The following is a 26,160-nucleotide window of genomic DNA, read 5'->3' on the forward strand; positions in this document are numbered from 1 at the left end:
GGGCATTACATCTAAAATTTGAAAATAACGGCTTCAAAGCACTTTTTGGCAAAATTTTTACAAAAGTATCATTGCTAATATTATAAATTACTCAATTTCTTACTTTAAATCTCACTTCATGCAATATCCGGGCTAGACTATAGAAGAGGTAAAACTTTACTATAATAGGAAGGCTACCAGGAATATGGCCAGTTTAATATCGCAACTTAGCAAAATAGATAATAGGCTATCTAGCATTAATTTTAAAACTTTAGAAGAATTAGTAGCGATTCAAGATCAAGAAAATAAGAGTCCTAATATTATAGATAAAGTAGGTGATTGGTTTAAAGGGGTAGTAGAAGATATTAAGGATAGATTACACAGTAATGATAACTATTACCACTTAAGAGTGAAGTTAGAGCCACCTGCTAAAGTAGCAGAAATCCTAAGAAGCACTAGCACAAATCTTGCCACAAGCCATAAAGCCCAAGAAGAGCGAAAAAGCTCTTCTTATAACCTCAAGAATTGTAATAAACAAGATACAACAATAAGTGTTAAATTACAAGAGGATATTATGGCAAAGAATAAAATAGATTATAATGCTATTAATAAACAAGAAGCATTGGAATTGAAGCAAAGATTATCATTTAAAGCGGAAGAAATAGGTAGAAATTTGCTAGGTAGTCCAAATAAGCATTTATCAAATAGTCAAGTGTTACGCTGGGAGAAAGATGGCAAAATAGTGATGAGGATAGGCGGCAGTAAAGCTGGCAGATGGTATGATTTTAGTAAAGGAGAGGGAGGAGATTTATTTACCTTAGTACAAAGAGAAAAAAATTGTGATTTTGTAGAAGCTAAGAAATATTTACAAAATATGGTTGGTATATCAACAAACAGTAAATATCTAGCAACAAATTTAGCAGCAAACAAAAATCAACAAATTAAAACTCAAACAGAGCAAGAGGCTGAAATAGTAAAAATTAAGAGAGCTATAAGCTTATATGAAAAATCAGACTCTATAAAATATGTCATGCCAAATAATGTAGCAAAAAGATATTTATCAGAACATCGTGGAATTAAAGAAGTATTAACAAGATACCAACTAAGTAACGATCTTAGAACCAATATGATGTGGGATAATAATAGCAAACAATATTATCCTGCATTAATTGCTTTTGCTAGAAATAAAGATGGTAATATTACCGGTGGACAATCAATTTATTTAAACAAAGAAACAAATAATAAAGCTGATATTGAGGTTAATAAACGTTCTTTTGGCAGAATCAGAGGTTCTTTTGTTGAGATTAGTAAAAATAATGAACAGCAGAACATACCAAACAGTAAAGATGGCAACAATTCAGCAAGTAATGTAACGATTATAGCAGAGGGGCTCGAGACAACTTTAAGCATTGCAGAAGCTGGTATTAAGGGCAAAATGCTTTGTAGTTTAGGTGTAAGTAACATCAGGAACTATGAGCCTATCAAAGGTGAGAGAATAATAATTGCTGCTGATAATGATGGCAAAGATGCAGTATCAGTTAATACTGTAATTAAGGCTCAGGAAGAATTAATTAGGCAAGGAGCGACGGTAGCAATAATACGACCACCAGAAAAAGGCGATTTTAATGATATGTTAAAATCCCAAGGAGCAGAATCTATAGACAAGCTTATAGAGCCTGAAATAATAAAATTAACAGCAGCTAGTAAGGCAACAGAACTTAAATCATCCTTAAAAGCAAATGATAATAGCAAATCACAAATTAAGTCTATAGAATTACTATTTTCAAAATTTGCAAATAACGATAATAACGGACTAAATAATTTGCAACAACAGCAAATAACAGCTCTAGCCAAGTTTGGCACAGCAGAAAATATCGATACTGCTTTACAAATCTACAGAGAAAAAGGTATAGATTCTTGTACTGCTTATAGTAACAAGATTTGCATAGCAGCAATAGAGCAGAAGATACAGAAAGATTTACAAATTATGCAGAATAAATTTGATCCTAATTATAATCTTGGTGATAAAAAATTTTCTGATATAGTAGTACATGATTTTCAAGGCAAAAGCCATCTCGTCCCTGAAGATTACTTAAATGCCATAGGAAGAGATAAACAAGTAATGCAATATATAAGTCCAAGCTCAGAAATAGCTAAAGAAATAAGAAGTGCGGTAAAGCAAGTATCTGAGATCAAGCTAAATCAAGGAATAAGAGTTTAGAGTGTAGTGTAATAATATTTTATCAAGTTAAAAAATATAAATATATGAGTGAACAAGGAAACCTGCTGGGTGATCCAGATAAAGGCACAAAGAAAGCTAAGCATGATAAGATATTTCGTAAGGCACTGGAGAATCCTCTAGTCGCCCATGAGTTCTTTAATGCACATTTGCCCCCAAATATTAAAAGTTTAATAGATTTTCCTAGTTTAGCAATGGAAAATACCACTTTTGTAGAAAGCTCTTTAAAAGATTCTATCTCTGATGTTTTATTCTCATGCAAATTTGATAAACAAGACGGATACTTATTTTTGCTTGTAGAACATCAATCAAAAGCAGATCATTTTATGGCTTTTAGGCTTTTTAAATATATGATTAATATTTGTGAGCGATATTTAATACAAAATCCTAAAGCTAAGACTTTACCATTAATATACCCGATGATATTTTACAATGGTCAGGAGAAATACAATGTTGCAAGGAATTTGTGGGATTTATTTGCTAATAACAAATTAGCAAGAGAATTATGGATTAATGATTACCAATTAGTGAATGTCCATGAAATTCCTGATGAAGAGTTTAAACAAAGGATATGGTCAGGGATATTAGAATTTTTTCTCAAGCATATACATGAGAGGGAATTATTAAAAAGATGGCAAGAAATATCAGATATATTACCGGAATTAACCAAAATAACGATAGGCTATGATTATCTAGAAATGATATTATATTATACTTTGACAAAGATAGAGCAAGCTGATAAAATAAAGCTAAAGAATTTATTATCAACAAAGTTGAATCCAGAAATAGGAACAAGGCTTATGAGAAGTTTAGCAGAGCATTGGCAACAAGAAGGAAAAGAAATAGGTATTCTTGAAGGCTTACAAGTTGGTGAAGCTAAAGGTATCCAAATTGGTGAAGCTAAAGGTATCCAAATTGGTGAAGCTAAAGGCATCCAAATTGGTGAAGCTAAAGGTATCCAAATTGGTGAAGCTAGAGGTGAAGCTAGAGGAAAAGCTGAAGAAAGAGTTGAGATAGCAAAAAGAATGCTATCTCAAGGTTGCAATGTTGCTTTAATTTCTAGTGTAACCGGTCTTGATGAAGCTTTTATTAGTTCTTTAGAGTAAACATATTTCTTGTAAAATTTACTCTGCTGTTTGAAAAATCATTTATAAAAATTCTGAAATAACAAAAAAGTTTTTTATACACAGCTTACCTCTAAAACTCGTAATACTAAATTAGCGATTTAAAGGGGCATTATAATAGGATTTTTCTTTATAAGGTATCCCCTATCAAACAATTAAAATCTTTTAAAAATGCCATTAAAATGGTTTCTATATTTTTGCATTGAAATCAAGTTTGTAAGTTCATTTGTAATTTAGTAATCGGGAAATTACCCACAAGTTTTACATAACAGGTAAGATCCGGTAGATTCATGATTTCAGAAGGCATTACTAATAATTTTCTTTTCTCTAAGCTATGCATATTTACTCCATCACGCATGGAGTTAGCACCATAAGAGAGATTCTCTTGAGTTTCAATAATTTCTTGCTCACCAAGCATTAAAGCTGATTTATGTGCTGTTTGCCAGTCACTTACCCGAAAAATAAATTTGCTACCAAATAGATCAAGCATTGAAGCTGCTCCTGCATGACCATATATCTCCTCTAATTGATGGATATTCTGCATGCCTGCAACAACGCAGCCACCATATTTCCTGCTTTCAGCTAAAGCTATAGGGAGTGAAGATATCTTTTGTAAAGCTGGCAGCTCATCAATCACAAACCACATATTACTATGAGTATTATTGATGTTCCTATTCATTAATGCTTTTATCGCTATGCTAATCCATGCAGCAATAAGTGGTCGTAGCATTACTCTCTGATTAGGAGTACTAGTTATAAATAACCAACCTTTGTCCGCAGTAAACCACTTTCTAATACTAAAACTACCATCAGGCTTTAAATGTTGCAGAGCTTCAATATTTTTACTAACAGTTGCTTGAATACCGGACGAAGTCTCAGGTGCACCACTGCTAATGATCTTGCAACAAAAAAACGGACAAATTAAAGAGAGACGTTTTTAATTTTTTTATAATGTAACTCGTACTCATTTGGAGTTTGATAATTTAATGTAGAGTGCCTCCGTTTTTGGTTATAAAAAGTAAAAATATAAGTAAATATATCAAGCTTTGCTTCTTCTAAGCTTTGGTATTTTTTAAAATAAACAAGCTCAGTTTTCAGAGTGTGGAAAAAGCTTTCCATAGCAGCATTATCATAGGACACACCAGTCTTTCCATGACTTAAAACAATTCCGTGTTTTTTGGTTGCATTATAAAAGTCAAAACTAGTAAATTGGCTTCCAAGATCAGAATGATGAATAAGCCCTTTTAAGGGTTTACGTTGTAATGCAGCAGAGTTAAGAGCTTTAATTATCAAATCAGTTCTCATAGTTTCTTCTAACGCCATACCTACTACTTTCCGTGAGAACAGGTCAAGTACTATAGCAAGATAAGCCCATTTATTATTTACAGAAATATAACTTATATCAGCTACCCAAATGCTATTTGGGCTTGAGGCAGAAAAATTTTGTTTAACCAAATCTTCTCCCCTATGATAAGGTTTATCAGACTGCCTTGTAGTCTTTTTAAACTTTCTGTACATTTTTGCTTGAATGCTATTTACTTGCATTAGCCTTGCTACTCGAGGGCGTGAGCAAACAAAGCCTTGTTCTTTTAACTCTGTATGAATCCTTGGACTTCCATAAGTTTTATAACTTTCTGTAAAAATAGTTTTAATCTTACTTATCAATTCCTCATTATATTCAGCTCTTTTACTTGGCATGTGATTAATAAAATCATAATAACCACTTCTACTAACCCCTAAAATCTTAGCCATCTGATCTACACAAAAACAAGAACTATGATTCTTCATAAATTCGTACCTTTGTTTGCGGGAGCTGAAAAGATGACCACTGCTTTTTTTAGGATATCTCGCTCTTGTTTTACAAGATGTAATTCCCTCTTTAAATCTCGTACCTCTTGATTCATTACATTGCCACTACCAACAAAGCTAGCCTCTCCTTTGCCTTTGTAATTCTTAAGCCAATATCCCAAACCAGAGCGTGAAACCCCTAAATCCTTAGCAATATCATTGATGCTTTTACTACCTTTATTTGCTAAATACAGTTTTACTGCATTAATTTTAAATTCTTTATCGTATATTTTTTGACTCATTGCAAATCCTCCTAAGATTTATTTTATCTCATCTTAATTCGATTTGTACGTTTTTTTATAGCATGATCAAATCAAGATCGGGGCGTTTTTAAGAATAGCCCGGGCAATTGCTATTCGCTGCCTTTGCCCGCCGCTTAGCTTTATACCTCTCTCACCAACAACTGTGTTATATTTTTCCGGTAACCCATCGATAAATTCATGGATGTTTGCCGCTTTTGCCGCATTTTCTATTTCATGTTGCGTAGCATTTTCTTTTGCATAACCGATATTTTCGCCAATTGAACGATGAAAAAGCATGATATCTTGAGGGATTAACGATATCTGCGTTCGCAAACTATCAGAGGAAGTATCGTAGAGACTTTGGTTATCGATGATAATATCTCCATTTGTTGCTTTAAAATTTTTTAATAATAATGCAATCAAAGTAGACTTGCCGGCACCGGAATGCCCTACAATACCTATTTTTTCACCGGCTTTAATATGCAAATTAAGATGCTCAAATACCTTACTGCCATCTTTATAAGCAAAAGATATTTCTTTAAATATGATTTCCCCTTTAGCCCGGATATTGCATGAAGTGAGATTTAAAGTAAGAAATTGAGTAATTTATAATATTAGCAATGATACTTTTGTAAAAATTTTGCCAAAAAGTGCTTTGAAGCCGTTATTTTCAAATTTTAGATGTAATGCCCCTTACCCCATTTTTTCTAAGCACCGGGAACAGTGCTAATCTAGGTTATTCTAATGCTAATTTCTTCATCACATGATTCCATACCTGTCGGTAAGGATATGATGAAGATAACAAAAACTTAATACGCCTAGTATTACGGATAATTACTACCCCAATTTTTAATAATTTTAAACGTATTGTACCTATTTGTGCTTTTGCTAATGCACTACCTTGTAATAAATTACCTCTGATATATTCTACTAAAGTGTATGCAAGACCCGATAAAATCATTCTGAGCTGATTAGCCCACCATCTATGACAAGAAGTACGATCTGCAAATAATTCTAGTTGTTGCTCTTTTATACGGTTTTCCATATCACCACGACCACAGTAAACTTTGTCGTATAAATCTTCAGGTTTATCTGATAAATTAGTTACTATATACCTTGGATTTTCTCCAAGCATTGTCATTTCTGCCTTACCAATTATTCTACGTTCATGACTCCAACTACCAGCCTTATATGGAAACTCACTAAAAAGACGTTGCTTTTCTTGGGTTATAATAAATGCTGCTTTTGACTTCTCCATTGTAGGTTTCAGTAACTCATTTAGTCTGTTATTTTGGGGCATTCCTACAATATATTTTATATTATGAATATCACACCAATCAAACATCTGATGACGACAAAATCCACTATCACCACGAAAAATAATCTTTACCTCTGGCCAAGCTTGGCGAAAACGTTTTACTAACAATGATAATATTGCCCAAGAATGTTTTGCTTGATCCTGCTTTGACCTCCTAAGATAACTAACTAACAGATGCTTTCCACAAAAAACATACAAAGGTAAAAAGCAATTATGACCGTAATAACCATGATAAAACTTACCTTCCTGTTGCCCATGAATTTCATCATCCGTAGCATCAAAATCAAGTATTAGCTGCTTTGGTACTATTTTATGAGACTTAATAAATTTATCAAGCATTAGTTCATGCACTTTAATTGCAAAGTGTCTATCAGCATTGTTTTCTATACGACATAAGGTAGAACTACTTGCCATATCATCAATTGTTTCCATAGCTGTTTGCATAGCAGGACATTTTCGTAGATAATTGTGGTCATTTAAATCTTCATAACCTAATGCAATACCATAAATTCGTTGCCTCAGCATTGTTGCCATATTATGGGTAATTTTACTACCATCTCGTCTATCAGGAAATATTTTAGCAAGCTCCTCTGTTATACCAAGCCTTTTATCTGCTTCTCTTAATAACAACACACCTCCATCGCTACTAATATCACCTCCAGTGAAATTTATCTCTATTGTCCGATTTTTTACTTTGGAAAACTGGTAACTATATGCTATACAATTTGTCATGACAAAATCCTTTGTATTATTCTAATGAAATACCAGTATTATACAGCTTTACGAGGATTTTGTCTCCTATATCTCATGCAATATCCGGGTTAGAAATTTTTAATTCAGTCGCATTTTCTTTATCTATGGTATCTTGCGGGGTTTGCATTATTGTAAAGCTCGAACGAAAAGCGGCTACATCTTCTAAAAAGTCTTTAACTGCCATAGTAGCATGCCAAGAATTTTCAGCAAATAAAAAAGTTAGTGACATAATAAAAGCGATATCACCAATGCCAATTTCGCCTAGATTACGCAAATAAATTACATATACAAATACCCCTATCAAATATACCCAATACACCAAGGACAGTATTATAGAGATAATTAGATCATATTTATAATATTTAATCGCTAAAGGATTATGTACATTATTGTAGCAATCATTTATCTTATTTAATTCTCGCTTTTTTGCGGCAAATGAAAAAATAGTAAAGATGTTGCTAATACAATCAGCTACTATACCAAACAAATTATACCACGCATCTTGCCTAGCTTGTTCCATTTTAGCAAGTTTGGTAAAAAACCGCAATGCAAGCAGTAAATAAGTGGCGGTAAAGGCCATAATAACAGTAAATATTTTGATATTAATAAAAGCAAGTACAATACCGGAAAACAACGTAATAAGTAGAGGTTGGCTTAATTTATATTCAATTGCTTGGTGCATTTTATGATAATTATCACCTATGCCACGTATTCTTCCTACTATGGAGCCGGAAAGATTATTTTGAAAATAGATGTACGGCAAATTAAAACAGTGGCTACATATTTTATTCATCATACCTTGAAAAACATAAGGCATGGCTTTAAGTTGTGCAAAATTGTGAGCACGCCAAGCTCCATCAAGTATAACTTGTGCCATTATAAACCACGTTACCGGCTTATAACTTTGTGCAAATGTAATTTGCTCATTTTGAGTAAATAAATCAAGTAAAAGCTTTACGGCATAGTTATATATAATAGGATGAATGCTACCCGCAAACGGTGCAATCATCATAACAAGATATAGATATTTATACGGCTTTATAACAGACCATAAAAAAGGGATAGGCTGGATTTTTGCAAACTTACTCCGGGAAGTCATATAATATATTTGTTTAATAACTAACCATAATATATATTAAAGTTAAAATTTTAAATGATTTTATGAAAATACTTATGGCTATTACTGAAGGATTAGATGACTTAGCAAAAAATAATATACATGAACATAAAAATGTTTTTGATAGTTTAAAGACGAAAATCAATGAGCATAGTTGTTGCATGGCTTGAAAATTAATAAAAACTCCGTCATTGCGAAGCCACGAAGTGGCTGTGGCAATCTAGTTTTTACCATGCTGAACAAGTTTTGGCGTTGTTACGTGGCTCAAAAAAAGTGCTTGTATGTCATTCCCGCGAAAGCGGGAATCCAGAGAATATTTAAGCGAATTATATAGTAAATTTTTATATAATTTTGTTTATTTTAAGTGTTTTTTCTGGATTCCCGCTTTTGCGGGAATGACATACTACTACTTTTATAACGCTTTCAGTCGCTCGCAATGACGTTTGGGATATCCATGCAACAACGCCCCTTGCCGGCACAGATACAACGCCGGGGATTAAAAGTTGAATTGCAACTAACCCATTCTAATAAAAAGCTTTATCTTTAGAAAATTTTACCCTATTTTTATGTAAGGAGTTTTAAGCGTCAAGGCTTAAAAAAATTGGATTGCTTTGCAGAAAAGCAATGTCAAACAGGAATGGGAGCAAATGACGATATCGGTATCAGCAAAACAAGAACCTGAACCAAAAGGGGTTATACCGTTTGTAACGGAAGTGGCTCGTTACTTCATGGACTTCTTGGAAACCGATTTTCATAAAGTTAAAAACCCTAAACGTCATATCCAGCATCGCAACAGTAATAACCTGCAAGTTTGCATAAACCTTAACAAATACAAAAAATACACCTCACTAGTGTGGAAAGTCATTAGAAGCGGCTTTGAAGACGGCACTCTCAACGAGCTTAAGCGTGGTATACATACCACCGCTATTCCTCAATCTCTCCTGCAGCTAGTGCAAGACCAAATAGCTGCGATTAAGTCAGAAGAAGTTGAGACGGTTATAAAACTGTTCCACAATGAAATAGAGTTAGGGATATCCAAAAGCCCTAACGATACCACCGCCGCCGTAACCTTTGCACTTGACGGCATTGCCCGAGTCATTCGTGAAAACTTCCTTGCCTCTTTCGTGGAGAAAATTCGAGAGCCGTTAGATAAAATCCGCACGGCTACGATTGATTCCGTATATCAAATTGAGGAAGAATGCACTGACATTTTAATACACTCACTGGAAGATGCGGTGTCTTCGATCATCAACCAGATTAGCTTAGGAAAAGAGATCGAGACTGAGCAATCGCTAGAGCGGGTTTTTGAACTTAAGGACGTGCAAAATAAGTTAGAAAGCTTTTTTAAGGGTTTTGCCTCCGGCGACTTATTTTTTGAGGTTTCTGAACTGGTCAATAACAAGAGCCTTATGGAAAAGCAGGAATTTTACTTATATTTCTGTGATATCAGCTATAAAAATAAAACTTACCCGCTATTTTATATTCCCATTCAGATACAGAAAAGCACGGAATATTGTACCTTTAGTTTTGATTCTCTCTTATATGTGAACAAAAAAGCGGTGCAATTTATAGCACAGAATTACAACGCCGCAATTGACCGTAAAGGCTCTCTGGGTGCATTTGCTGAACGCATTATTTACCTTGCAGAAAAGCACCGATATCTGATGAAAGAAATTGACTTGGCACTTAACCCGGATATTGCATGAAGTGAGATTTAAAGTAAGAAATTGAGTAATTTATAATATTAGCAATGATACTTTTGTAAAAATTTTGCCAAAAAGTGCTTTGAAGCCGTTATTTTCAAATTTTAGATGTAATGCCCCTTACCCCATTTTTTCTAAGCACCGGGAACAGTGCTAATCTAGGTTATTCTAATGCTAATTTCTTCATCACATGATTCCATACCTGTCGGTAAGGATATGATGAAGATAACAAAAACTTAATACGCCTAGTATTACGGATAATTACTACCCCAATTTTTAATAATTTTAAACGTATTGTACCTATTTGTGCTTTTGCTAATGCACTACCTTGTAATAAATTACCTCTGATATATTCTACTAAAGTGTATGCAAGACCCGATAAAATCATTCTGAGCTGATTAGCCCACCATCTATGACAAGAAGTACGATCTGCAAATAATTCTAGTTGTTGCTCTTTTATACGGTTTTCCATATCACCACGACCACAGTAAACTTTGTCGTATAAATCTTCAGGTTTATCTGATAAATTAGTTACTATATACCTTGGATTTTCTCCAAGCATTGTCATTTCTGCCTTACCAATTATTCTACGTTCATGACTCCAACTACCAGCCTTATATGGAAACTCACTAAAAAGACGTTGCTTTTCTTGGGTTATAATAAATGCTGCTTTTGACTTCTCCATTGTAGGTTTCAGTAACTCATTTAGTCTGTTATTTTGGGGCATTCCTACAATATATTTTATATTATGAATATCACACCAATCAAACATCTGATGACGACAAAATCCACTATCACCACGAAAAATAATCTTTACCTCTGGCCAAGCTTGGCGAAAACGTTTTACTAACAATGATAATATTGCCCAAGAATGTTTTGCTTGATCCTGCTTTGACGTCCTAAGATAACTAACTAACAGATGCTTTCCACAAAAAACATACAAAGGTAAAAAGCAATTATGACCGTAATAACCATGATAAAACTTACCTTCCTGTTGCCCATGAATTTCATCATCCGTAGCATCAAAATCAAGTATTAGCTGCTTTGGTACTATTTTATGAGACTTAATAAATTTATCAAGCATTAGTTCATGCACTTTAATTGCAAAGTGTCTATCAGCATTGTTTTCTATACGACATAAGGTAGAACTACTTGCCATATCATCAATTGTTTCCATAGCTGTTTGCATAGCAGGACATTTTCGTAGATAATTGTGGTCATTTAAATCTTCATAACCTAATGCAATACCATAAATTCGTTGCCTCAGCATTGTTGCCATATTATGGGTAATTTTACTACCATCTCGTCTATCAGGAAATATTTTAGCAAGCTCCTCTGTTATACCAAGCCTTTTATCTGCTTCTCTTAATAACAACACACCTCCATCGCTACTAATATCACCTCCAGTGAAATTTATCTCTATTGTCCGATTTTTTACTTTGGAAAACTGGTAACTATATGCTATACAATTTGTCATGACAAAATCCTTTGTATTATTCTAATGAAATACCAGTATTATACAGCTTTACGAGGATTTTGTCTCCTATATCTCATGCAATATCCGGGTTAGAAATTTTTAATTCAGTCGCATTTTCTTTATCTATGGTATCTTGCGGGGTTTGCATTATTGTAAAGCTCGAACGAAAAGCGGCTACATCTTCTAAAAAGTCTTTAACTGCCATAGTAGCATGCCAAGAATTTTCAGCAAATAAAAAAGTTAGTGACATAATAAAAGCGATATCACCAATGCCAATTTCGCCTAGATTACGCAAATAAATTACATATACAAATACCCCTATCAAATATACCCAATACACCAAGGACAGTATTATAGAGATAATTAGATCATATTTATAATATTTAATCGCTAAAGGATTATGTACATTATTGTAGCAATCATTTATCTTATTTAATTCTCGCTTTTTTGCGGCAAATGAAAAAATAGTAAAGATGTTGCTAATACAATCAGCTACTATACCAAACAAATTATACCACGCATCTTGCCTAGCTTGTTCCATTTTAGCAAGTTTGGTAAAAAACCGCAATGCAAGCAGTAAATAAGTGGCGGTAAAGGCCATAATAACAGTAAATATTTTGATATTAATAAAAGCAAGTACAATACCGGAAAACAACGTAATAAGTAGAGGTTGGCTTAATTTATATTCAATTGCTTGGTGCATTTTATGATAATTATCACCTATGCCACGTATTCTTCCTACTATGGAGCCGGAAAGATTATTTTGAAAATAGATGTACGGCAAATTAAAACAGTGGCTACATATTTTATTCATCATACCTTGAAAAACATAAGGCATGGCTTTAAGTTGTGCAAAATTGTGAGCACGCCAAGCTCCATCAAGTATAACTTGTGCCATTATAAACCACGTTACCGGCTTATAACTTTGTGCAAATGTAATTTGCTCATTTTGAGTAAATAAATCAAGTAAAAGCTTTACGGCATAGTTATATATAATAGGATGAATGCTACCCGCAAACGGTGCAATCATCATAACAAGATATAGATATTTATACGGCTTTATAACAGACCATAAAAAAGGGATAGGCTGGATTTTTGCAAACTTACTCCGGGAAGTCATATAATATATTTGTTTAATAACTAACCATAATATATATTAAAGTTAAAATTTTAAATGATTTTATGAAAATACTTATGGCTATTACTGAAGGATTAGATGACTTAGCAAAAAATAATATACATGAACATAAAAATGTTTTTGATAGTTTAAAGACGAAAATCAATGAGCATAGTTGTTGCATGGCTTGAAAATTAATAAAAACTCCGTCATTGCGAAGCCACGAAGTGGCTGTGGCAATCTAGTTTTTACCATGCTGAACAAGTTTTGGCGTTGTTACGTGGCTCAAAAAAAGTGCTTGTATGTCATTCCCGCGAAAGCGGGAATCCAGAGAATATTTAAGCGAATTATATAGTAAATTTTTATATAATTTTGTTTATTTTAAGTGTTTTTTCTGGATTCCCGCTTTTGCGGGAATGACATACTACTACTTTTATAACGCTTTCAGTCGCTCGCAATGACGTTTGGGATATCCATGCAACAACGCCCCTTGCCGGCACAGATACAACGCCGGGGATTAAAAGTTGAATTGCAACTAACCCATTCTAATAAAAAGCTTTATCTTTAGAAAATTTTACCCTATTTTTATGTAAGGAGTTTTAAGCGTCAAGGCTTAAAAAAATTGGATTGCTTTGCAGAAAAGCAATGTCAAACAGGAATGGGAGCAAATGACGATATCGGTATCAGCAAAACAAGAACCTGAACCAAAAGGGGTTATACCGTTTGTAACGGAAGTGGCTCGTTACTTCATGGACTTCTTGGAAACCGATTTTCATAAAGTTAAAAACCCTAAACGTCATATCCAGCATCGCAACAGTAATAACCTGCAAGTTTGCATAAACCTTAACAAATACAAAAAATACACCTCACTAGTGTGGAAAGTCATTAGAAGCGGCTTTGAAGACGGCACTCTCAACGAGCTTAAGCGTGGTATACATACCACCGCTATTCCTCAATCTCTCCTGCAGCTAGTGCAAGACCAAATAGCTGCGATTAAGTCAGAAGAAGTTGAGACGGTTATAAAACTGTTCCACAATGAAATAGAGTTAGGGATATCCAAAAGCCCTAACGATACCACCGCCGCCGTAACCTTTGCACTTGACGGCATTGCCCGAGTCATTCGTGAAAACTTCCTTGCCTCTTTCGTGGAGAAAATTCGAGAGCCGTTAGATAAAATCCGCACGGCTACGATTGATTCCGTATATCAAATTGAGGAAGAATGCACTGACATTTTAATACACTCACTGGAAGATGCGGTGTCTTCGATCATCAACCAGATTAGCTTAGGAAAAGAGATCGAGACTGAGCAATCGCTAGAGCGGGTTTTTGAACTTAAGGACGTGCAAAATAAGTTAGAAAGCTTTTTTAAGGGTTTTGCCTCCGGCGACTTATTTTTTGAGGTTTCTGAACTGGTCAATAACAAGAGCCTTATGGAAAAGCAGGAATTTTACTTATATTTCTGTGATATCAGCTATAAAAATAAAACTTACCCGCTATTTTATATTCCCATTCAGATACAGAAAAGCACGGAATATTGTACCTTTAGTTTTGATTCTCTCTTATATGTGAACAAAAAAGCGGTGCAATTTATAGCACAGAATTACAACGCCGCAATTGACCGTAAAGGCTCTCTGGGTGCATTTGCTGAACGCATTATTTACCTTGCAGAAAAGCACCGATATCTGATGAAAGAAATTGACTTGGCACTTAACCCGGATATTGCATGAAGTGAGATTTAAAGTAAGAAATTGAGTAATTTATAATATTAGCAATGATACTTTTGTAAAAATTTTGCCAAAAAGTGCTTTGAAGCCGTTATTTTCAAATTTTAGATGTAATGCCCCTTACCCCATTTTTTCTAAGCACCGGGAACAGTGCTAATCTAGGTTATTCTAATGCTAATTTCTTCATCACATGATTCCATACCTGTCGGTAAGGATATGATGAAGATAACAAAAACTTAATACGCCTAGTATTACGGATAATTACTACCCCAATTTTTAATAATTTTAAACGTATTGTACCTATTTGTGCTTTTGCTAATGCACTACCTTGTAATAAATTACCTCTGATATATTCTACTAAAGTGTATGCAAGACCCGATAAAATCATTCTGAGCTGATTAGCCCACCATCTATGACAAGAAGTACGATCTGCAAATAATTCTAGTTGTTGCTCTTTTATACGGTTTTCCATATCACCACGACCACAGTAAACTTTGTCGTATAAATCTTCAGGTTTATCTGATAAATTAGTTACTATATACCTTGGATTTTCTCCAAGCATTGTCATTTCTGCCTTACCAATTATTCTACGTTCATGACTCCAACTACCAGCCTTATATGGAAACTCACTAAAAAGACGTTGCTTTTCTTGGGTTATAATAAATGCTGCTTTTGACTTCTCCATTGTAGGTTTCAGTAACTCATTTAGTCTGTTATTTTGGGGCATTCCTACAATATATTTTATATTATGAATATCACACCAATCAAACATCTGATGACGACAAAATCCACTATCACCACGAAAAATAATCTTTACCTCTGGCCAAGCTTGGCGAAAACGTTTTACTAACAATGATAATATTGCCCAAGAATGTTTTGCTTGATCCTGCTTTGACGTCCTAAGATAACTAACTAACAGATGCTTTCCACAAAAAACATACAAAGGTAAAAAGCAATTATGACCGTAATAACCATGATAAAACTTACCTTCCTGTTGCCCATGAATTTCATCATCCGTAGCATCAAAATCAAGTATTAGCTGCTTTGGTACTATTTTATGAGACTTAATAAATTTATCAAGCATTAGTTCATGCACTTTAATTGCAAAGTGTCTATCAGCATTGTTTTCTATACGACATAAGGTAGAACTACTTGCCATATCATCAATTGTTTCCATAGCTGTTTGCATAGCAGGACATTTTCGTAGATAATTGTGGTCATTTAAATCTTCATAACCTAATGCAATACCATAAATTCGTTGCCTCAGCATTGTTGCCATATTATGGGTAATTTTACTACCATCTCGTCTATCAGGAAATATTTTAGCAAGCTCCTCTGTTATACCAAGCCTTTTATCTGCTTCTCTTAATAACAACACACCTCCATCGCTACTAATATCACCTCCAGTGAAATTTATCTCTATTGTCCGATTTTTTACTTTGGAAAACTGGTAACTATATGCTATACAATTTGTCATGACAAAATCCTTTGTATTATTCTAATGAAATACCAGTATTATACAGCTTTACGAGGATTTTGTCTCCTATATCTCATGCAATATCCGGGTTAAGGAAGCAATCAACTATTTTGGACTAACTCCTTACATTAATATTAACAGTCCGGAACGCCAAGTTGCTAAGGGGCGGGGCTTGCAGATTACAAATAGCTGCTATCTCGGTTTATTTAATAAATCAGACGAATCCTTAGTAAATGATTATGAAGAAGTTTTTCAGAAGTTAAATGGCGGTGATAACGTTTTAGCTGCCGCCTTTCAATCGATGGTGGATGATTTTATTACAAACAACCCTGTCTCGGTGATAGCCGAAATTGAACATGATTGGGATAATACTGAGCTGAACGAAAAGCTGGTTTATGCTAGCCCTGTCCCGCTGAATGAAGAGCAAAGGCAGATTCTCAGTGCTCTAAATAAAAAACACTGCAAATATATCACGGTGGAAGGTCCGCCGGGTACGGGTAAAAGCCACACTATTACGGCGATAGCATGCAATGCTATTCTTAAAAATCAATCCATTTTGGTGCTTTCCGATAAGAAAGAAGCACTGGACGTAGTGGAAGATAAAATCACTGAAACTATGAATAAAGTGAGGTTAGATAGCGAGTTTCAAAATCCTATTTTACGGCTTGGACGGGGAAGTAATACCTACTCAAAAATCCTTTCCACCACCTCAATGGAACGCATCAAGGAGCATTACAAAGCGGTTAAGAACGAATACAAAAAACTTGAAACCAATATTGAACAGTCAGTATCGAACCTAAAAAATTAGATCGGCAACACTGTTACCGCTTACGAAAAAATCAAGCTGATCGAAATTGCTGAATTCATCAAACTAGAAAACCGAATTACCGCAGCGGAAAACTTACCCCTGGATCTGATGGAGTTACACGGTGACCGGCTTTTAGAAGATAGTTTAATTAATCTCCGAGCGGAAATGCTGAAATTGAAGGATAAGCTTAACGACTCGCAAAGTAGGCTGGTGAACCTTTTTAAGAATTTTTACCCTAACGATAGAAGCGTAACCGCATTCCGGCATTTTATTACCTTCATGGCTATTGTTGATGATTTACGCATCAAGGCAAATAGCCGGCTGGAGCATATTGCTAAAATTCGCAATCCTTCTGCTGAGGGGTTAGCTGCTTTGGAAAACTACATAACGAAATGCGAGCAGTTTAAAGCAAGTTGGTCCGTTTTTTTTTCAAAGGAAGACAGATTGCGGCACTAAATGAGCAATTAGGTGCAAAATTGGCTAATGATTTTATCGCACCACATACGCAGTTAGAGCAGCTGAAAAGCATTGCTGAACTGTTTAGAATTTGCAAGCAGCTGAAAGAGGCACAAGAAATAGCTAGCGGCTTTGAGTTTATGCAGGATTTCAATAAAAGCGTTCACCAGTTACTTACACTCAATTTGCCTCTGACAACGGCGACTGAACGCAAAGATTTATTAGATTCTATTTCCGATATCGTGGCACGCCTTAATCAGCATAGCAAAACTGCTGCAAATATAGGTGCGAAAAGCAGCAATATTTTTAGCTTTACTGACAACACCCTTACTAAATATCCCGAAACGGAGTTTAACGAGCTAGCAAGATATCTTTACTTAAAAAATGCTCTACATGATCACTTTAACAAAATCCCTGAACATAATTACATAGCGGAAAAGAAAACGATTGAAGAACTCGTTACCACGCAGATGACCTATAAAATGGATGAGCGTGTGGTTAATTTCTTTGAAAACCACAAGAATGATGCTAAAACGCTGTCCGGCGTGATTTCTAAAAAGCAACGCTTTGATAAAAACAGCTTTGATAAACTTAAAAAATCCTTCCCCTGTATACTTGCCAGTATTAGGGATTTTGCTCAATATATACCGCTGGAATCGGAAATTTTTGATTTAGTGATTTTAGATGAAGCTTCACAGGTCAGCATTGCTCAAGCATTTCCGGCTTTGCTACGTGGCAAAAAAATCATTGTTCTCGGTGATAAAAAGCAGTTTAGCAATGTTAAATCCAACCAAGCACGTTCTGACACCAATCGAGAATATCTTAACCGCTTGCGTGGTATTTTTGTAGAAACGATTTCGAACGAATCCGCTAAACTTGAACGCCTTAGCAAGTTCAATATCAAAACTTCCGTTCTCGAATTTTTTGAGCATATCAGTAATTATAACATCATGCTTAAAAAGCATTTTCGGGGTTATCGGGAATTAATTTCATATTCCAGTAAGTATTTTTACGGTGATAACCTACAAGCGGTTAAAATACGTGCCACGCCGATAGAAAACACGATCCGCTTTAACTTTATTGAGCATGACGGACGCATTGAACTAATTGAAAATAGCAATCAGCTTGAGCGTGAGGCAATTATTGCCGAAATTGAGCGTATTGCTCGGGAGGAGCCTAACCGCTCGATCGGCATTATTACTCCGCACACTAACCAGCAAAAATTACTGGTGGACGCATTTTCAAAGCATCCTGATAATGAGCATTTTGTCAAACAGCATAAGTTAAAAATTATGACGTTTGACACATGCCAAGGGGAGGAGCGTGATATTATTCTTTATTCGATGGTGGCAAGTGCCGTGTCAGATAAGCTTTGGGGTATTTTCATTAAAGATCGCACTAGCGTAGAGCTTGAAGAAGGCGGGACAATCAAATTGCAGCGTCTAAATGTCGGCTTCAGCCGTGCGAAAGAACGCATGGATTTTTACTTGAGCAAGCCGCTTGAAGATTACACCGGCTCAATCGGCGAAGCATTACGACACTATCAAAAAACCTGTGAGGAAGCTAAACACCTGCCGAATTCGGAAAGCACCGATTCACGCTCACCGATGGAAAAGAAAGTGCTGCACTGGATACAGGAAACGACATTTTTCAAGACCAATAAAGCCGTTATTGAACTGCACACGCAATTTCCTCTGGGCAAATATATTAAGCAGCTAGATAAACGCTACTCGCACCCGACCTTCGTGGTGGATTTCTTACTTGTTTACCTAGATGCGGAAGGTAAGCAACATAAAATCATTATTGAATATGACGGGTTTGAATTCCACTTCCAAGATTTTTCTTTAGTGAATGAATTTAATTATGATGAATATCATACGGAAAAGCATGTTTACCGTGAAAAGGTGCTGGAAAGTTACGGCTATAATTTCCTAAGGCTAAACCGCTTTAACGTAGGCAAAGACCCTGTGGCAACGTTGAGCCTTCGCCTAGAAGGACTTATAAAAAAAAAACCTATGGCAACCACTCAATAGTTACCGAAATTCATAAAAACATAGATGGCCTTCAAAGCGGGTGTATGAAGGAATGTCCGCAATGCAAAAAGGTAAAGGAACGGGACGACTTTAGCCCGGATATTGCATGAAGTGAGATTTAAAGTAAGAAATTGAGTAATTTATAATATTAGCAATGATACTTTTGTAAAAATTTTGCCAAAAAGTGCTTTGAAGCCGTTATTTTCAAATTTTAGATGTAATGCCCCTTACCCCATTTTTTCTAAGCACCGGGAACAGTGCTAATCTAGCCCGGATATTGCATGAGATATAGGAGACAAAATCCTTTGTATTATTCTAATGAAATACCAGTATTATACAGCTTTACGAGGATTTTGTCTCCTATATCTCATGCAATATCCGGGTTAGAGATAGGAAACTTCGCAGCGGCTATGGTCGTTTCTGCAACAAATGTAAAGGAGGAAAAGGATCCAAGCCTAGTAAACCGGCTCTTAGGAATGTGAAATGCCCGCACTGTAATTCTGCAATGATTGTACGAGAAAGAAGGTGGGATAAAAACAAATTTTACGGATGTTCACGCTTTCCGCAATGTAGGGGGACACGACATTATTGAGATTCCTTTAGCGCTGAAACGGGCATTTTCTATTTCGTCAAATTACCGGCGTTGTTGCAGAACTCCTGGAATCGTCATGGCGAGGCGGCATCGTTGCCTTAACCCGCTCTGAAATTTCTGTACCTTAATTCTTTTAAATAAATATAAAATACGTTATAATTTACAGCGTCATTTATAAATGGCGTTAAATAACAAATTATAAGTTATAAAATAATGATTAATATTACTTTTCCCGATGGAAATTCCAAGCAATTTGAAAAAAATATTAGTGCTTTTGAGGTAGCAAATAAAATTTCTACTTCTTTAGCAAAACAAGCAATGATTGCTGAAATAAACGGTGAGTTAAAAGATTTAAGTACTATAATCGCTACTGACTGTAAATTAAGAATTTTAACTGCTAAAGATACTGAATGTCTTGAGATAATAAGGCACGACGCAGCACATTTAACAGCCGAAGCGGTGAAAGAATTATTTCCGGAAACGCAAGTAACAATCGGTCCAGCAATTGAAAATGGCTATTATTACGATTTTGTGCGAGATAAGCCGTTTACCACGGAAGATTTGGTAAAAATAGAAGCCAAAATGCAGGAAATTGTCAAAAGAAATGAACAAGTTACTCGTGAGCTGTGGGATCGTGATAAGGCGGTAGAGTTTTTTAAGTCAATAGGTGAGTATTATAAAGCGGAAATTATTGCCTCAATTCCAAGCGATGAAGCTATAAGCCTTTATCGGCAAGGTAATTTTATTGATTTATGTCGAGGTCCGCATGCTCCTTCAACAGGTTTTGTCAAGCATTTTAAGTTAATGAAGGTTGCAGGTGCTTACTGGCGTGGTGATAGTCGTAATCCCATGTTGCAGCGTATTTACGGCACTGCATGGGCTACAAAAGAGCAGCTAGATAGCTACCTTTATATGCTGGAAGAAGCAGAAAAACGTGATCATAGAAAGCTAGGAAAAGAGTTAGATTTATTTCACTTCCAAGAGGAAGCTCAAGGAATGGTATTTTGGCATGACAAAGGCTTTAATATTTATAATATTATTGAGCAATATATCAGAAGAAAGATTAAAAAAGCCGGTTACATAGAAGTTAAAACACCGGTTTTAGTCGATAAAAGCCTTTGGGAAGCTTCAGGGCATTGGGAGAAATTTAGAGAAGATATGTTTGCCTTAGAAGCAGAAGATAAAACTTTAGCCTTAAAGCCGATGAATTGCCCTTGCCATGTGCAAATTTTTAAGCAAGGTATTAAAAGCTATCGTGATTTACCTTTGCGTATGTCTGAGTTCGGTTTATGCCATAGAAATGAAGCATCAGGTGCTTTACACGGGCTTATGAGAGTTAGAAGTTTTGCCCAGGATGATGCTCATATTTTTTGTACTGAAGAGCAAATTACTAGTGAAACAGTAAGTTTTTGTAAGTTACTGACGGAAATATATAAAGATTTCGGTTTTACTGAATTTAAAATTAAATTTTCGGATCGTCCTGTAGTTAGAGCCGGCAGTGATGAGGTTTGGGACAAGGCGGAAAATGCTTTAAAAGAAGCGGTAAAAAAGGCGGGCTATTTATATACTCTAAATCCGGGAGACGGAGCATTTTATGGACCAAAGCTTGAATTTGTTTTGACTGATGCAATAGGGCGTGAATGGCAATGTGGTACGCTGCAGGTTGATTTTGTTATGCCGGAGCGTTTAGACGCTAATTATATTGCGGCAAGTGGCGAAAAAAAGAGACCGGTTATGCTTCATCGAGCCGTTATAGGTACTTTTGAGCGCTTTATCGGTATTTTAATCGAAGAATATGCCGGTCGTTTTCCGCTTTGGCTTGCTCCCGTTCAAGTAGCAATTGCTACTATTACTAGCGATTTAAACGATTATGCTGTTGAAGTGCAAAAAGCTTTAATTAACAATAATATAAGAGTTGATATTAATATCTCTCCTGATAAAATTAACTATAAGATTCGAGAATTTTCTAATCAAAAAGTACCGTTAATCGCCGTAATAGGTAAGCAAGAAATGGAAAATAACACTGTAACGATCAGGAAACTCGGTGTAGAAGCTCAGGAAATTTTGACTATAGAGCAGTTAACGCAGTTAGTAAAAGAAGAGAATGCTAAATATTTGGGATAGGGTAACCGTGTGGCATTGTTGCGTGGATCAAAAAAAGTGCTATATGTCATTCCTGCGAAAGCAGGAATCCAGAAAAAACACTTAAAATAGGCAAAATTATATAAAATTTTACTACATAATTCGTTTAAATATTCTCTGGATTCCCGCCTTCGCGGGAATGACATCGGGGGTAGCGGGAATGACATATAGCACTTTTTTAGATCCATGCAACAACACCAACGCCCCTTGCGATAACGTGGGAAGTATGTACATTATAAAAAAAACCCCCATGAATTTATATAAAATTTCTCTTAATTTTTCTTTTTTAGAAGTAGTGGCTAAATTTATTATTGATGAATTCGGTAAACAAAATTTGCAACCGCAGCTTAAGATAATATTACCTAATAATTTTGCTTGCACGGAGCTAAAAAAAATTTTAACCCTAGATTATCAAATCACAACTTTACCGACCATTCTCCCCTTCGCAGCTATTATTGCGGATAGAAAAAATACCTCTGAAGATTATGAACCGATAGCCCCTTTAGAAGAAAAACTTCTCCTAGCGGAAATAATTATCAATTACGACAAGTTGCAATTTAGTATGAATGAAGCACTAAAGGCAGCTGAACTTTTAAGCAAATTATTTAACGAACTAATAAGCAATGATATTTCTATAAAATCTATTGAAACTTATAATAATTCTAAATATTGGCAAACAATTTATAAATTCTTAGAATACGGCTTTGACGGATGGCAAACAAAAATAAAGGAGCTAGGGAAGCAAAATAGAGCCGCCTATAAATTGGCAATATTGCAAGAAGAAATAACAAAAATAAAAAATAGTAACAAAGGAGTGATAATAGCGGGATTATTTGCTAAGGATATTATGTCCAAAAAGTTTTTACAAGAATTAGCACCTATCCCTTCCGTATCTATAATTAATCCTGAGGCAAGCTTTCCCGATCCTGCTACTTCACCTAATAATATATATTATGCAGAACCCTTAAATATTTACGAAGAAGCACAGCAAATAGCTTTAATATGCCAACAAAATAGCAGTCAAAAAGTCGCAATTATTGTAAATAATCAAAAAGCTAAAGAAATATACGGTAATTCTTTACTTAAATATTCGCTAGAATTCGTGGATTTGCTCGGTAATGATTTAGCAACTACTAATATTAGCCATATATTAGTTACTATTAGCAAAATATTATGTAATGGTTTCGACTTAAAAACATTATTTTTATTGCTAAAAAATCCTTTAATAAATTCCTTGGAAATTCAAAAATTAGAGATATTGTTATCAAATAAAAATCGCTTTATCTCCTCTCCAAAATATTTATTATTGATAGTAGAGGCAACAGAGGACGAAGAGCTAATAGTCTATTGCAGGGAGTTAATTAGCATTTTATTTGAGGCTAAAGTCTATACTATCCAGGATATTTTAAAAACTACTAGCGAAGTCGCCGCAAAGCTTTATCCAAACATTTGGCAAGAAGAAGGAGGGAAAGAAATATTAGAATTCTTGGCTAATTTAATAAATTTTAGCCGATATATAACCCTTGAGAGCAAACAAGATTTTCCAAAAATTTTTGCTTCTCTAATATCTAGCGTGCGATATTTCAATAGTAATGACACCGCTAATATAATAATCGGCTGTGCAGAGGATTTAGCCCTATCAAAATTTGATTTAGTGATTTTACCAAACTTTACCGGTGAAAACTGGCCACCGCCTACCCCTATTCATCCGTGGCTTAGCAAGGAAGCACGGCAACAGTTAGAAATAAATTATGATGAAATCTTTACGGCTTTATCTTTATATCATTTTTATTTGTTTTTACATAATAAACAAGTAATTATATTACGCTCTAAAAAACAGGACGGTAAATCTACGACCCCGTCTAACTTCTTATTGAAATTACAGTACGGTTATCCATCTATAAAGATACCGAAACAAGTTCGGCATGAAAAAAAACTAACAAAAGAAGGTCAAATTAAAGGAGCATATAGTAAAACTTTCCCGGACATATTATCGGTTACCGATATAGAAATACTAATAAGAAATCCATATAGTTTTTACGCTAAAAAAATTCTAAATTTACGCAAAAAAGATATGATTTGGGAAGAACCTAAAATATCGGATTTCGGTAATTTTATCCATAAAGTATTAGAGAAATATTCAAAGGATTATGACCGCCAAAGCTATGATCAGTATGTCGATTCCAATATAAAGCAACAACTCCTAATAAATATCGGCAATAATATTTTGCAAAACACGACTCTACCGGTATACACAAAAAAGACCTGGCAAATAAAGCTCCTACCGCTTGCTAAAGCTTTTATTTCGTTTGACGATGAGCAAAGAAAAAATTGTAAAAATATTTATTTTGAGCTTAAAGGCGAATTACAGCTAAATATTGCGGGGCATAATTTAAAAATTATCGGCATAGCCGATCGAATTGAAATCAACAAATTAAATCAAGTAACTATACTAGACTATAAAACCGGTGCTATTCCAAGTAAAAAAGAAATTGATTCGGGGCTATCGCCACAGCTTATTATTGAAAGCTTAATGATATTAGAAAACGGCTTTGCAATTATGCCTAATATTGACCATGATATAACCATCGCTTACGTAAAAATTTCGAGTTCCGAGCCTTATATTCAATTAACGGCAATAAAGTTAAACAAAGAAGCTTTAAGCCGTCACAAACAAGGATTAATAAACTTATTAGAATATTATATAACTAATAAATTCTTCCCTTACAGTGTAGATTTATTGAAGTATAACGATTATTTACATTTAAGAAGATAAAAAAACAGTCATATATTCCGGCATTATTGCATGACTACCGGAATCGTTATTGTGAGCGATTGAAGGCTTTGTTGCATGGCTCGAATTTTTGCAAAGCGTACGGTGTCATGCCGTGGCTTGACCACGGCATCCAGTCTTTTTATTAAGGTTTTTTCTGGATACCGTGGTCAAGCCACGGTATGACACCATACTTATCAAATATCCATTATTAACTTAAAATTACCGTCATCGGTAGAAATGATTTTACTCGCCGTATTGTAAATAATCGGATCGTTAATTTTGCCATGCCCAAATCTGTTAGTCTTAAATACCGGAATAGTTAAACTAGTGGCAAAATTATTAAGTACTGCCGTAATATCTTTATCTTCAGGAGCGAAACTACCGAATATTATTGCTTTTACGTCTTTTAATAACCCCGCTTGTTGTAGGTGTAGTAAAGTCCTATCTAGTTGGTAAGGTTTTATATTGACATCTTCCAAAAAAAGAATTTTATTAGCGGTTTTTATTTGCCAGTTTGTACCGATGCTTGTCTGCACCATAGTTAAATTACCGCCGGTAAGCTTACCGGAACTGATTTTGCTTGATTTTGCTATAGAATTAATTGCCGATAAGCCGCTAATCGTAACTTGCTTGAGTTTGCCGGAAATTATTTTGGCTATTTTCGTGAAATTATTACGATCTTTCTCGGGCTTTAATATTTCAGTTATAACGCTGCCGTGAATGGGTTTCCAATTCCATTCTTGAGCAAGGAAAATATGCAGTGCAGTTATATCGCTATAGCCTATAAAAAATTTTTCTTTAGCCGGTTTTGCTAATTTTTGTAAATACGGAATTAGTTTTGCCGAGCCGTACCCGCCTCGTAATGCCCACACTACATGATTTGAGTCATTAAATAATGCATTTTTTAAAAAATCAAATCTTAATTCGTCGCTGTTAGAATGAAACGGTCTTTTTGTAGTGTCAACACATCCAACAGGCATATTTAATTTTAATGAACTAATATTTTTTAAAATGGATAATTCAGTATTATCGGCACCGGAAGCCGGAGCAACAACCGTAATTGATTTATCTTTTAATAATTCAATAAATTTAAGATTATCTTTTTGGAAATTTGTATTTGAAAATGCAGATAACATAAAAAATATAGTTAGAGTAAAAAAAATACGCACAATATGAAAACTAATTTAATTTGTAAAATACATCTCTGATGTTATTCCTGCACCTACGCAGCGTTG

19 protein-coding genes and 2 pseudogenes are annotated in these 26,160 nt (G+C 34.9%); 11 read left to right on the top strand and 10 right to left on the bottom strand.

Annotated elements, in window-relative coordinates:
• Window positions 1-139 precede the first annotated feature (139 nt).
• Together AAGD48_RS03130 and AAGD48_RS03135 are read left to right on the top strand one after the other, a co-directional pair.
• Window positions 140-2,200 (top strand): annotated as a pseudogene (locus AAGD48_RS03130) (toprim domain-containing protein); the annotation flags it as partial.
• 44 nt (window positions 2,201-2,244) lie between these two features.
• Complete coding sequence (locus AAGD48_RS03135) at window positions 2,245-3,324, top strand: Rpn family recombination-promoting nuclease/putative transposase (protein ID WP_341790416.1); 1,080 nt, start codon at window positions 2,245-2,247, stop codon at window positions 3,322-3,324.
• A gap of 226 nt (window positions 3,325-3,550) precedes the next feature.
• On the opposite strand, the pseudogene AAGD48_RS03140 reads toward AAGD48_RS03135, so the two are convergent.
• The 6 genes and pseudogenes from AAGD48_RS03140 to AAGD48_RS03165 all read right to left on the bottom strand — a co-directional run.
• Window positions 3,551-4,240: pseudogene (locus tag AAGD48_RS03140) on the bottom strand (type IV secretion system DNA-binding domain-containing protein); the annotation flags it as partial.
• A 23-nt stretch (window positions 4,241-4,263) separates the two neighbouring features.
• Window positions 4,264-5,214: an IS3 family transposase gene (locus tag AAGD48_RS03145; RefSeq protein ID WP_341790717.1), complete on the bottom strand. Its 951-nt coding sequence runs from the start codon at window positions 5,212-5,214 to the stop codon at window positions 4,264-4,266.
• The gene (locus AAGD48_RS03150; RefSeq protein ID WP_341789367.1) at window positions 5,127-5,432 is read right to left on the bottom strand and encodes a transposase; all 306 of its coding nucleotides are present in this window, start codon (window positions 5,430-5,432) and stop codon (window positions 5,127-5,129) included. The genes AAGD48_RS03145 and AAGD48_RS03150 overlap by 88 nt, the downstream gene beginning before the upstream one ends.
• A gap of 66 nt (window positions 5,433-5,498) precedes the next feature.
• Window positions 5,499-5,918 carry an ATP-binding cassette domain-containing protein gene (locus AAGD48_RS03155; RefSeq protein ID WP_341790417.1) on the bottom strand — a complete coding sequence of 140 codons (420 nt, stop codon included), beginning with the start codon at window positions 5,916-5,918 and terminating at the stop codon, window positions 5,499-5,501.
• Between the two features lie 250 nt (window positions 5,919-6,168).
• A complete protein-coding gene (locus AAGD48_RS03160; protein ID WP_341790418.1) occupies window positions 6,169-7,482 on the bottom strand; it encodes an IS1380 family transposase in 1,314 nt (437 codons plus the stop codon).
• Between the two features lie 73 nt (window positions 7,483-7,555).
• Window positions 7,556-8,515 carry an ABC transporter transmembrane domain-containing protein gene (locus AAGD48_RS03165; RefSeq protein ID WP_341789575.1) on the bottom strand — a complete coding sequence of 320 codons (960 nt, stop codon included), beginning with the start codon at window positions 8,513-8,515 and terminating at the stop codon, window positions 7,556-7,558.
• A 752-nt stretch (window positions 8,516-9,267) separates the two neighbouring features.
• Between AAGD48_RS03165 and AAGD48_RS03170 the strand changes: the two genes are divergently transcribed.
• Window positions 9,268-10,326 (top strand): hypothetical protein, encoded by a 1,059-nt coding sequence (locus AAGD48_RS03170; protein ID WP_341789576.1) that lies wholly within the window; start codon window positions 9,268-9,270, stop codon window positions 10,324-10,326.
• A gap of 160 nt (window positions 10,327-10,486) precedes the next feature.
• On the opposite strand, the gene AAGD48_RS03175 is transcribed toward AAGD48_RS03170, so the two are convergent.
• Both AAGD48_RS03175 and AAGD48_RS03180 read right to left on the bottom strand, forming a co-directional pair.
• The gene (locus tag AAGD48_RS03175; protein WP_341789277.1) at window positions 10,487-11,800 is read right to left on the bottom strand and encodes an IS1380 family transposase; all 1,314 of its coding nucleotides are present in this window, start codon (window positions 11,798-11,800) and stop codon (window positions 10,487-10,489) included.
• Window positions 11,801-11,873: 73 nt separating this feature from the next.
• Window positions 11,874-12,833: an ABC transporter transmembrane domain-containing protein gene (locus AAGD48_RS03180; protein ID WP_341789575.1), complete on the bottom strand. Its 960-nt coding sequence runs from the start codon at window positions 12,831-12,833 to the stop codon at window positions 11,874-11,876.
• Window positions 12,834-13,585: 752 nt separating this feature from the next.
• Here AAGD48_RS03180 and AAGD48_RS03185 point away from each other — a divergent pair.
• Entirely contained in the window at window positions 13,586-14,644 is a 1,059-nt protein-coding gene (locus tag AAGD48_RS03185; RefSeq protein ID WP_341789576.1) for a hypothetical protein, read from the top strand.
• Between the two features lie 160 nt (window positions 14,645-14,804).
• Here AAGD48_RS03185 and AAGD48_RS03190 read toward each other — a convergent pair whose 3' ends face one another.
• Entirely contained in the window at window positions 14,805-16,118 is a 1,314-nt protein-coding gene (locus AAGD48_RS03190; protein ID WP_341789277.1) for an IS1380 family transposase, read from the bottom strand.
• Window positions 16,119-16,290: 172 nt separating this feature from the next.
• Between AAGD48_RS03190 and AAGD48_RS03195 the strand changes: the two genes are divergently transcribed.
• From AAGD48_RS03195 to AAGD48_RS03220, 7 genes are all read left to right on the top strand, one after another.
• A complete protein-coding gene (locus AAGD48_RS03195; RefSeq protein ID WP_341790419.1) occupies window positions 16,291-16,926 on the top strand; it encodes an AAA domain-containing protein in 636 nt (211 codons plus the stop codon).
• A 108-nt stretch (window positions 16,927-17,034) separates the two neighbouring features.
• A complete protein-coding gene (locus tag AAGD48_RS03200; RefSeq protein WP_341790420.1) occupies window positions 17,035-17,382 on the top strand; it encodes a hypothetical protein in 348 nt (115 codons plus the stop codon).
• 20 nt (window positions 17,383-17,402) lie between these two features.
• A complete protein-coding gene (locus AAGD48_RS03205) occupies window positions 17,403-19,415 on the top strand; it encodes an AAA domain-containing protein (RefSeq protein WP_341790421.1) in 2,013 nt (670 codons plus the stop codon).
• Window positions 19,416-19,768: 353 nt separating this feature from the next.
• Complete coding sequence (locus tag AAGD48_RS03210) at window positions 19,769-19,897, top strand: hypothetical protein (RefSeq protein WP_341790422.1); 129 nt, start codon at window positions 19,769-19,771, stop codon at window positions 19,895-19,897.
• Window positions 19,898-19,920: 23 nt separating this feature from the next.
• A complete protein-coding gene (locus AAGD48_RS10620) occupies window positions 19,921-20,007 on the top strand; it encodes a hypothetical protein (protein WP_410526032.1) in 87 nt (28 codons plus the stop codon).
• 213 nt (window positions 20,008-20,220) lie between these two features.
• A complete protein-coding gene (gene thrS / locus AAGD48_RS03215) occupies window positions 20,221-22,131 on the top strand; it encodes a threonine--tRNA ligase (protein WP_341790423.1) in 1,911 nt (636 codons plus the stop codon).
• A 283-nt stretch (window positions 22,132-22,414) separates the two neighbouring features.
• Complete coding sequence (locus AAGD48_RS03220; RefSeq protein ID WP_341790718.1) at window positions 22,415-24,925, top strand: PD-(D/E)XK nuclease family protein; 2,511 nt, start codon at window positions 22,415-22,417, stop codon at window positions 24,923-24,925.
• A gap of 194 nt (window positions 24,926-25,119) precedes the next feature.
• Here AAGD48_RS03220 and AAGD48_RS03225 read toward each other — a convergent pair whose 3' ends face one another.
• Window positions 25,120-26,061 carry an LD-carboxypeptidase gene (locus AAGD48_RS03225; RefSeq protein ID WP_341790424.1) on the bottom strand — a complete coding sequence of 314 codons (942 nt, stop codon included), beginning with the start codon at window positions 26,059-26,061 and terminating at the stop codon, window positions 25,120-25,122.
• Window positions 26,062-26,160 lie beyond the last annotated feature (99 nt).

Source organism: Rickettsia endosymbiont of Polydrusus tereticollis, from assembly GCF_964026385.1.
Taxonomy (GTDB): Bacteria; Pseudomonadota; Alphaproteobacteria; order Rickettsiales; family Rickettsiaceae; genus Rickettsia.

Bases quoted from the DNA above. Each gene is read 5' to 3' on its own strand.
- AAGD48_RS03135 (WP_341790416.1), top strand. From the start codon at position 2,245: ATGAGTGAACAAGGAAACCTGCTGGGTGATCCAGATAAAGGCACAAAG.
- AAGD48_RS03150 (WP_341789367.1), bottom strand. From the start codon at position 5,432: ATGAGTCAAAAAATATACGATAAAGAATTTAAAATTAATGCAGTAAAA.
- AAGD48_RS03160 (WP_341790418.1), bottom strand. From the start codon at position 7,482: ATGACAAATTGTATAGCATATAGTTACCAGTTTTCCAAAGTAAAAAAT.
- AAGD48_RS03165 (WP_341789575.1), bottom strand. From the start codon at position 8,515: ATGATGATTGCACCGTTTGCGGGTAGCATTCATCCTATTATATATAAC.
- AAGD48_RS03170 (WP_341789576.1), top strand. From the start codon at position 9,268: ATGACGATATCGGTATCAGCAAAACAAGAACCTGAACCAAAAGGGGTT.
- AAGD48_RS03175 (WP_341789277.1), bottom strand. From the start codon at position 11,800: ATGACAAATTGTATAGCATATAGTTACCAGTTTTCCAAAGTAAAAAAT.
- AAGD48_RS03180 (WP_341789575.1), bottom strand. From the start codon at position 12,833: ATGATGATTGCACCGTTTGCGGGTAGCATTCATCCTATTATATATAAC.
- AAGD48_RS03185 (WP_341789576.1), top strand. From the start codon at position 13,586: ATGACGATATCGGTATCAGCAAAACAAGAACCTGAACCAAAAGGGGTT.
- AAGD48_RS03190 (WP_341789277.1), bottom strand. From the start codon at position 16,118: ATGACAAATTGTATAGCATATAGTTACCAGTTTTCCAAAGTAAAAAAT.
- AAGD48_RS03200 (WP_341790420.1), top strand. From the start codon at position 17,035: ATGGAGTTACACGGTGACCGGCTTTTAGAAGATAGTTTAATTAATCTC.
- AAGD48_RS10620 (WP_410526032.1), top strand. From the start codon at position 19,921: ATGATTGTACGAGAAAGAAGGTGGGATAAAAACAAATTTTACGGATGT.
- thrS (WP_341790423.1), top strand. From the start codon at position 20,221: ATGATTAATATTACTTTTCCCGATGGAAATTCCAAGCAATTTGAAAAA.
- AAGD48_RS03225 (WP_341790424.1), bottom strand. From the start codon at position 26,061: ATGTTATCTGCATTTTCAAATACAAATTTCCAAAAAGATAATCTTAAA.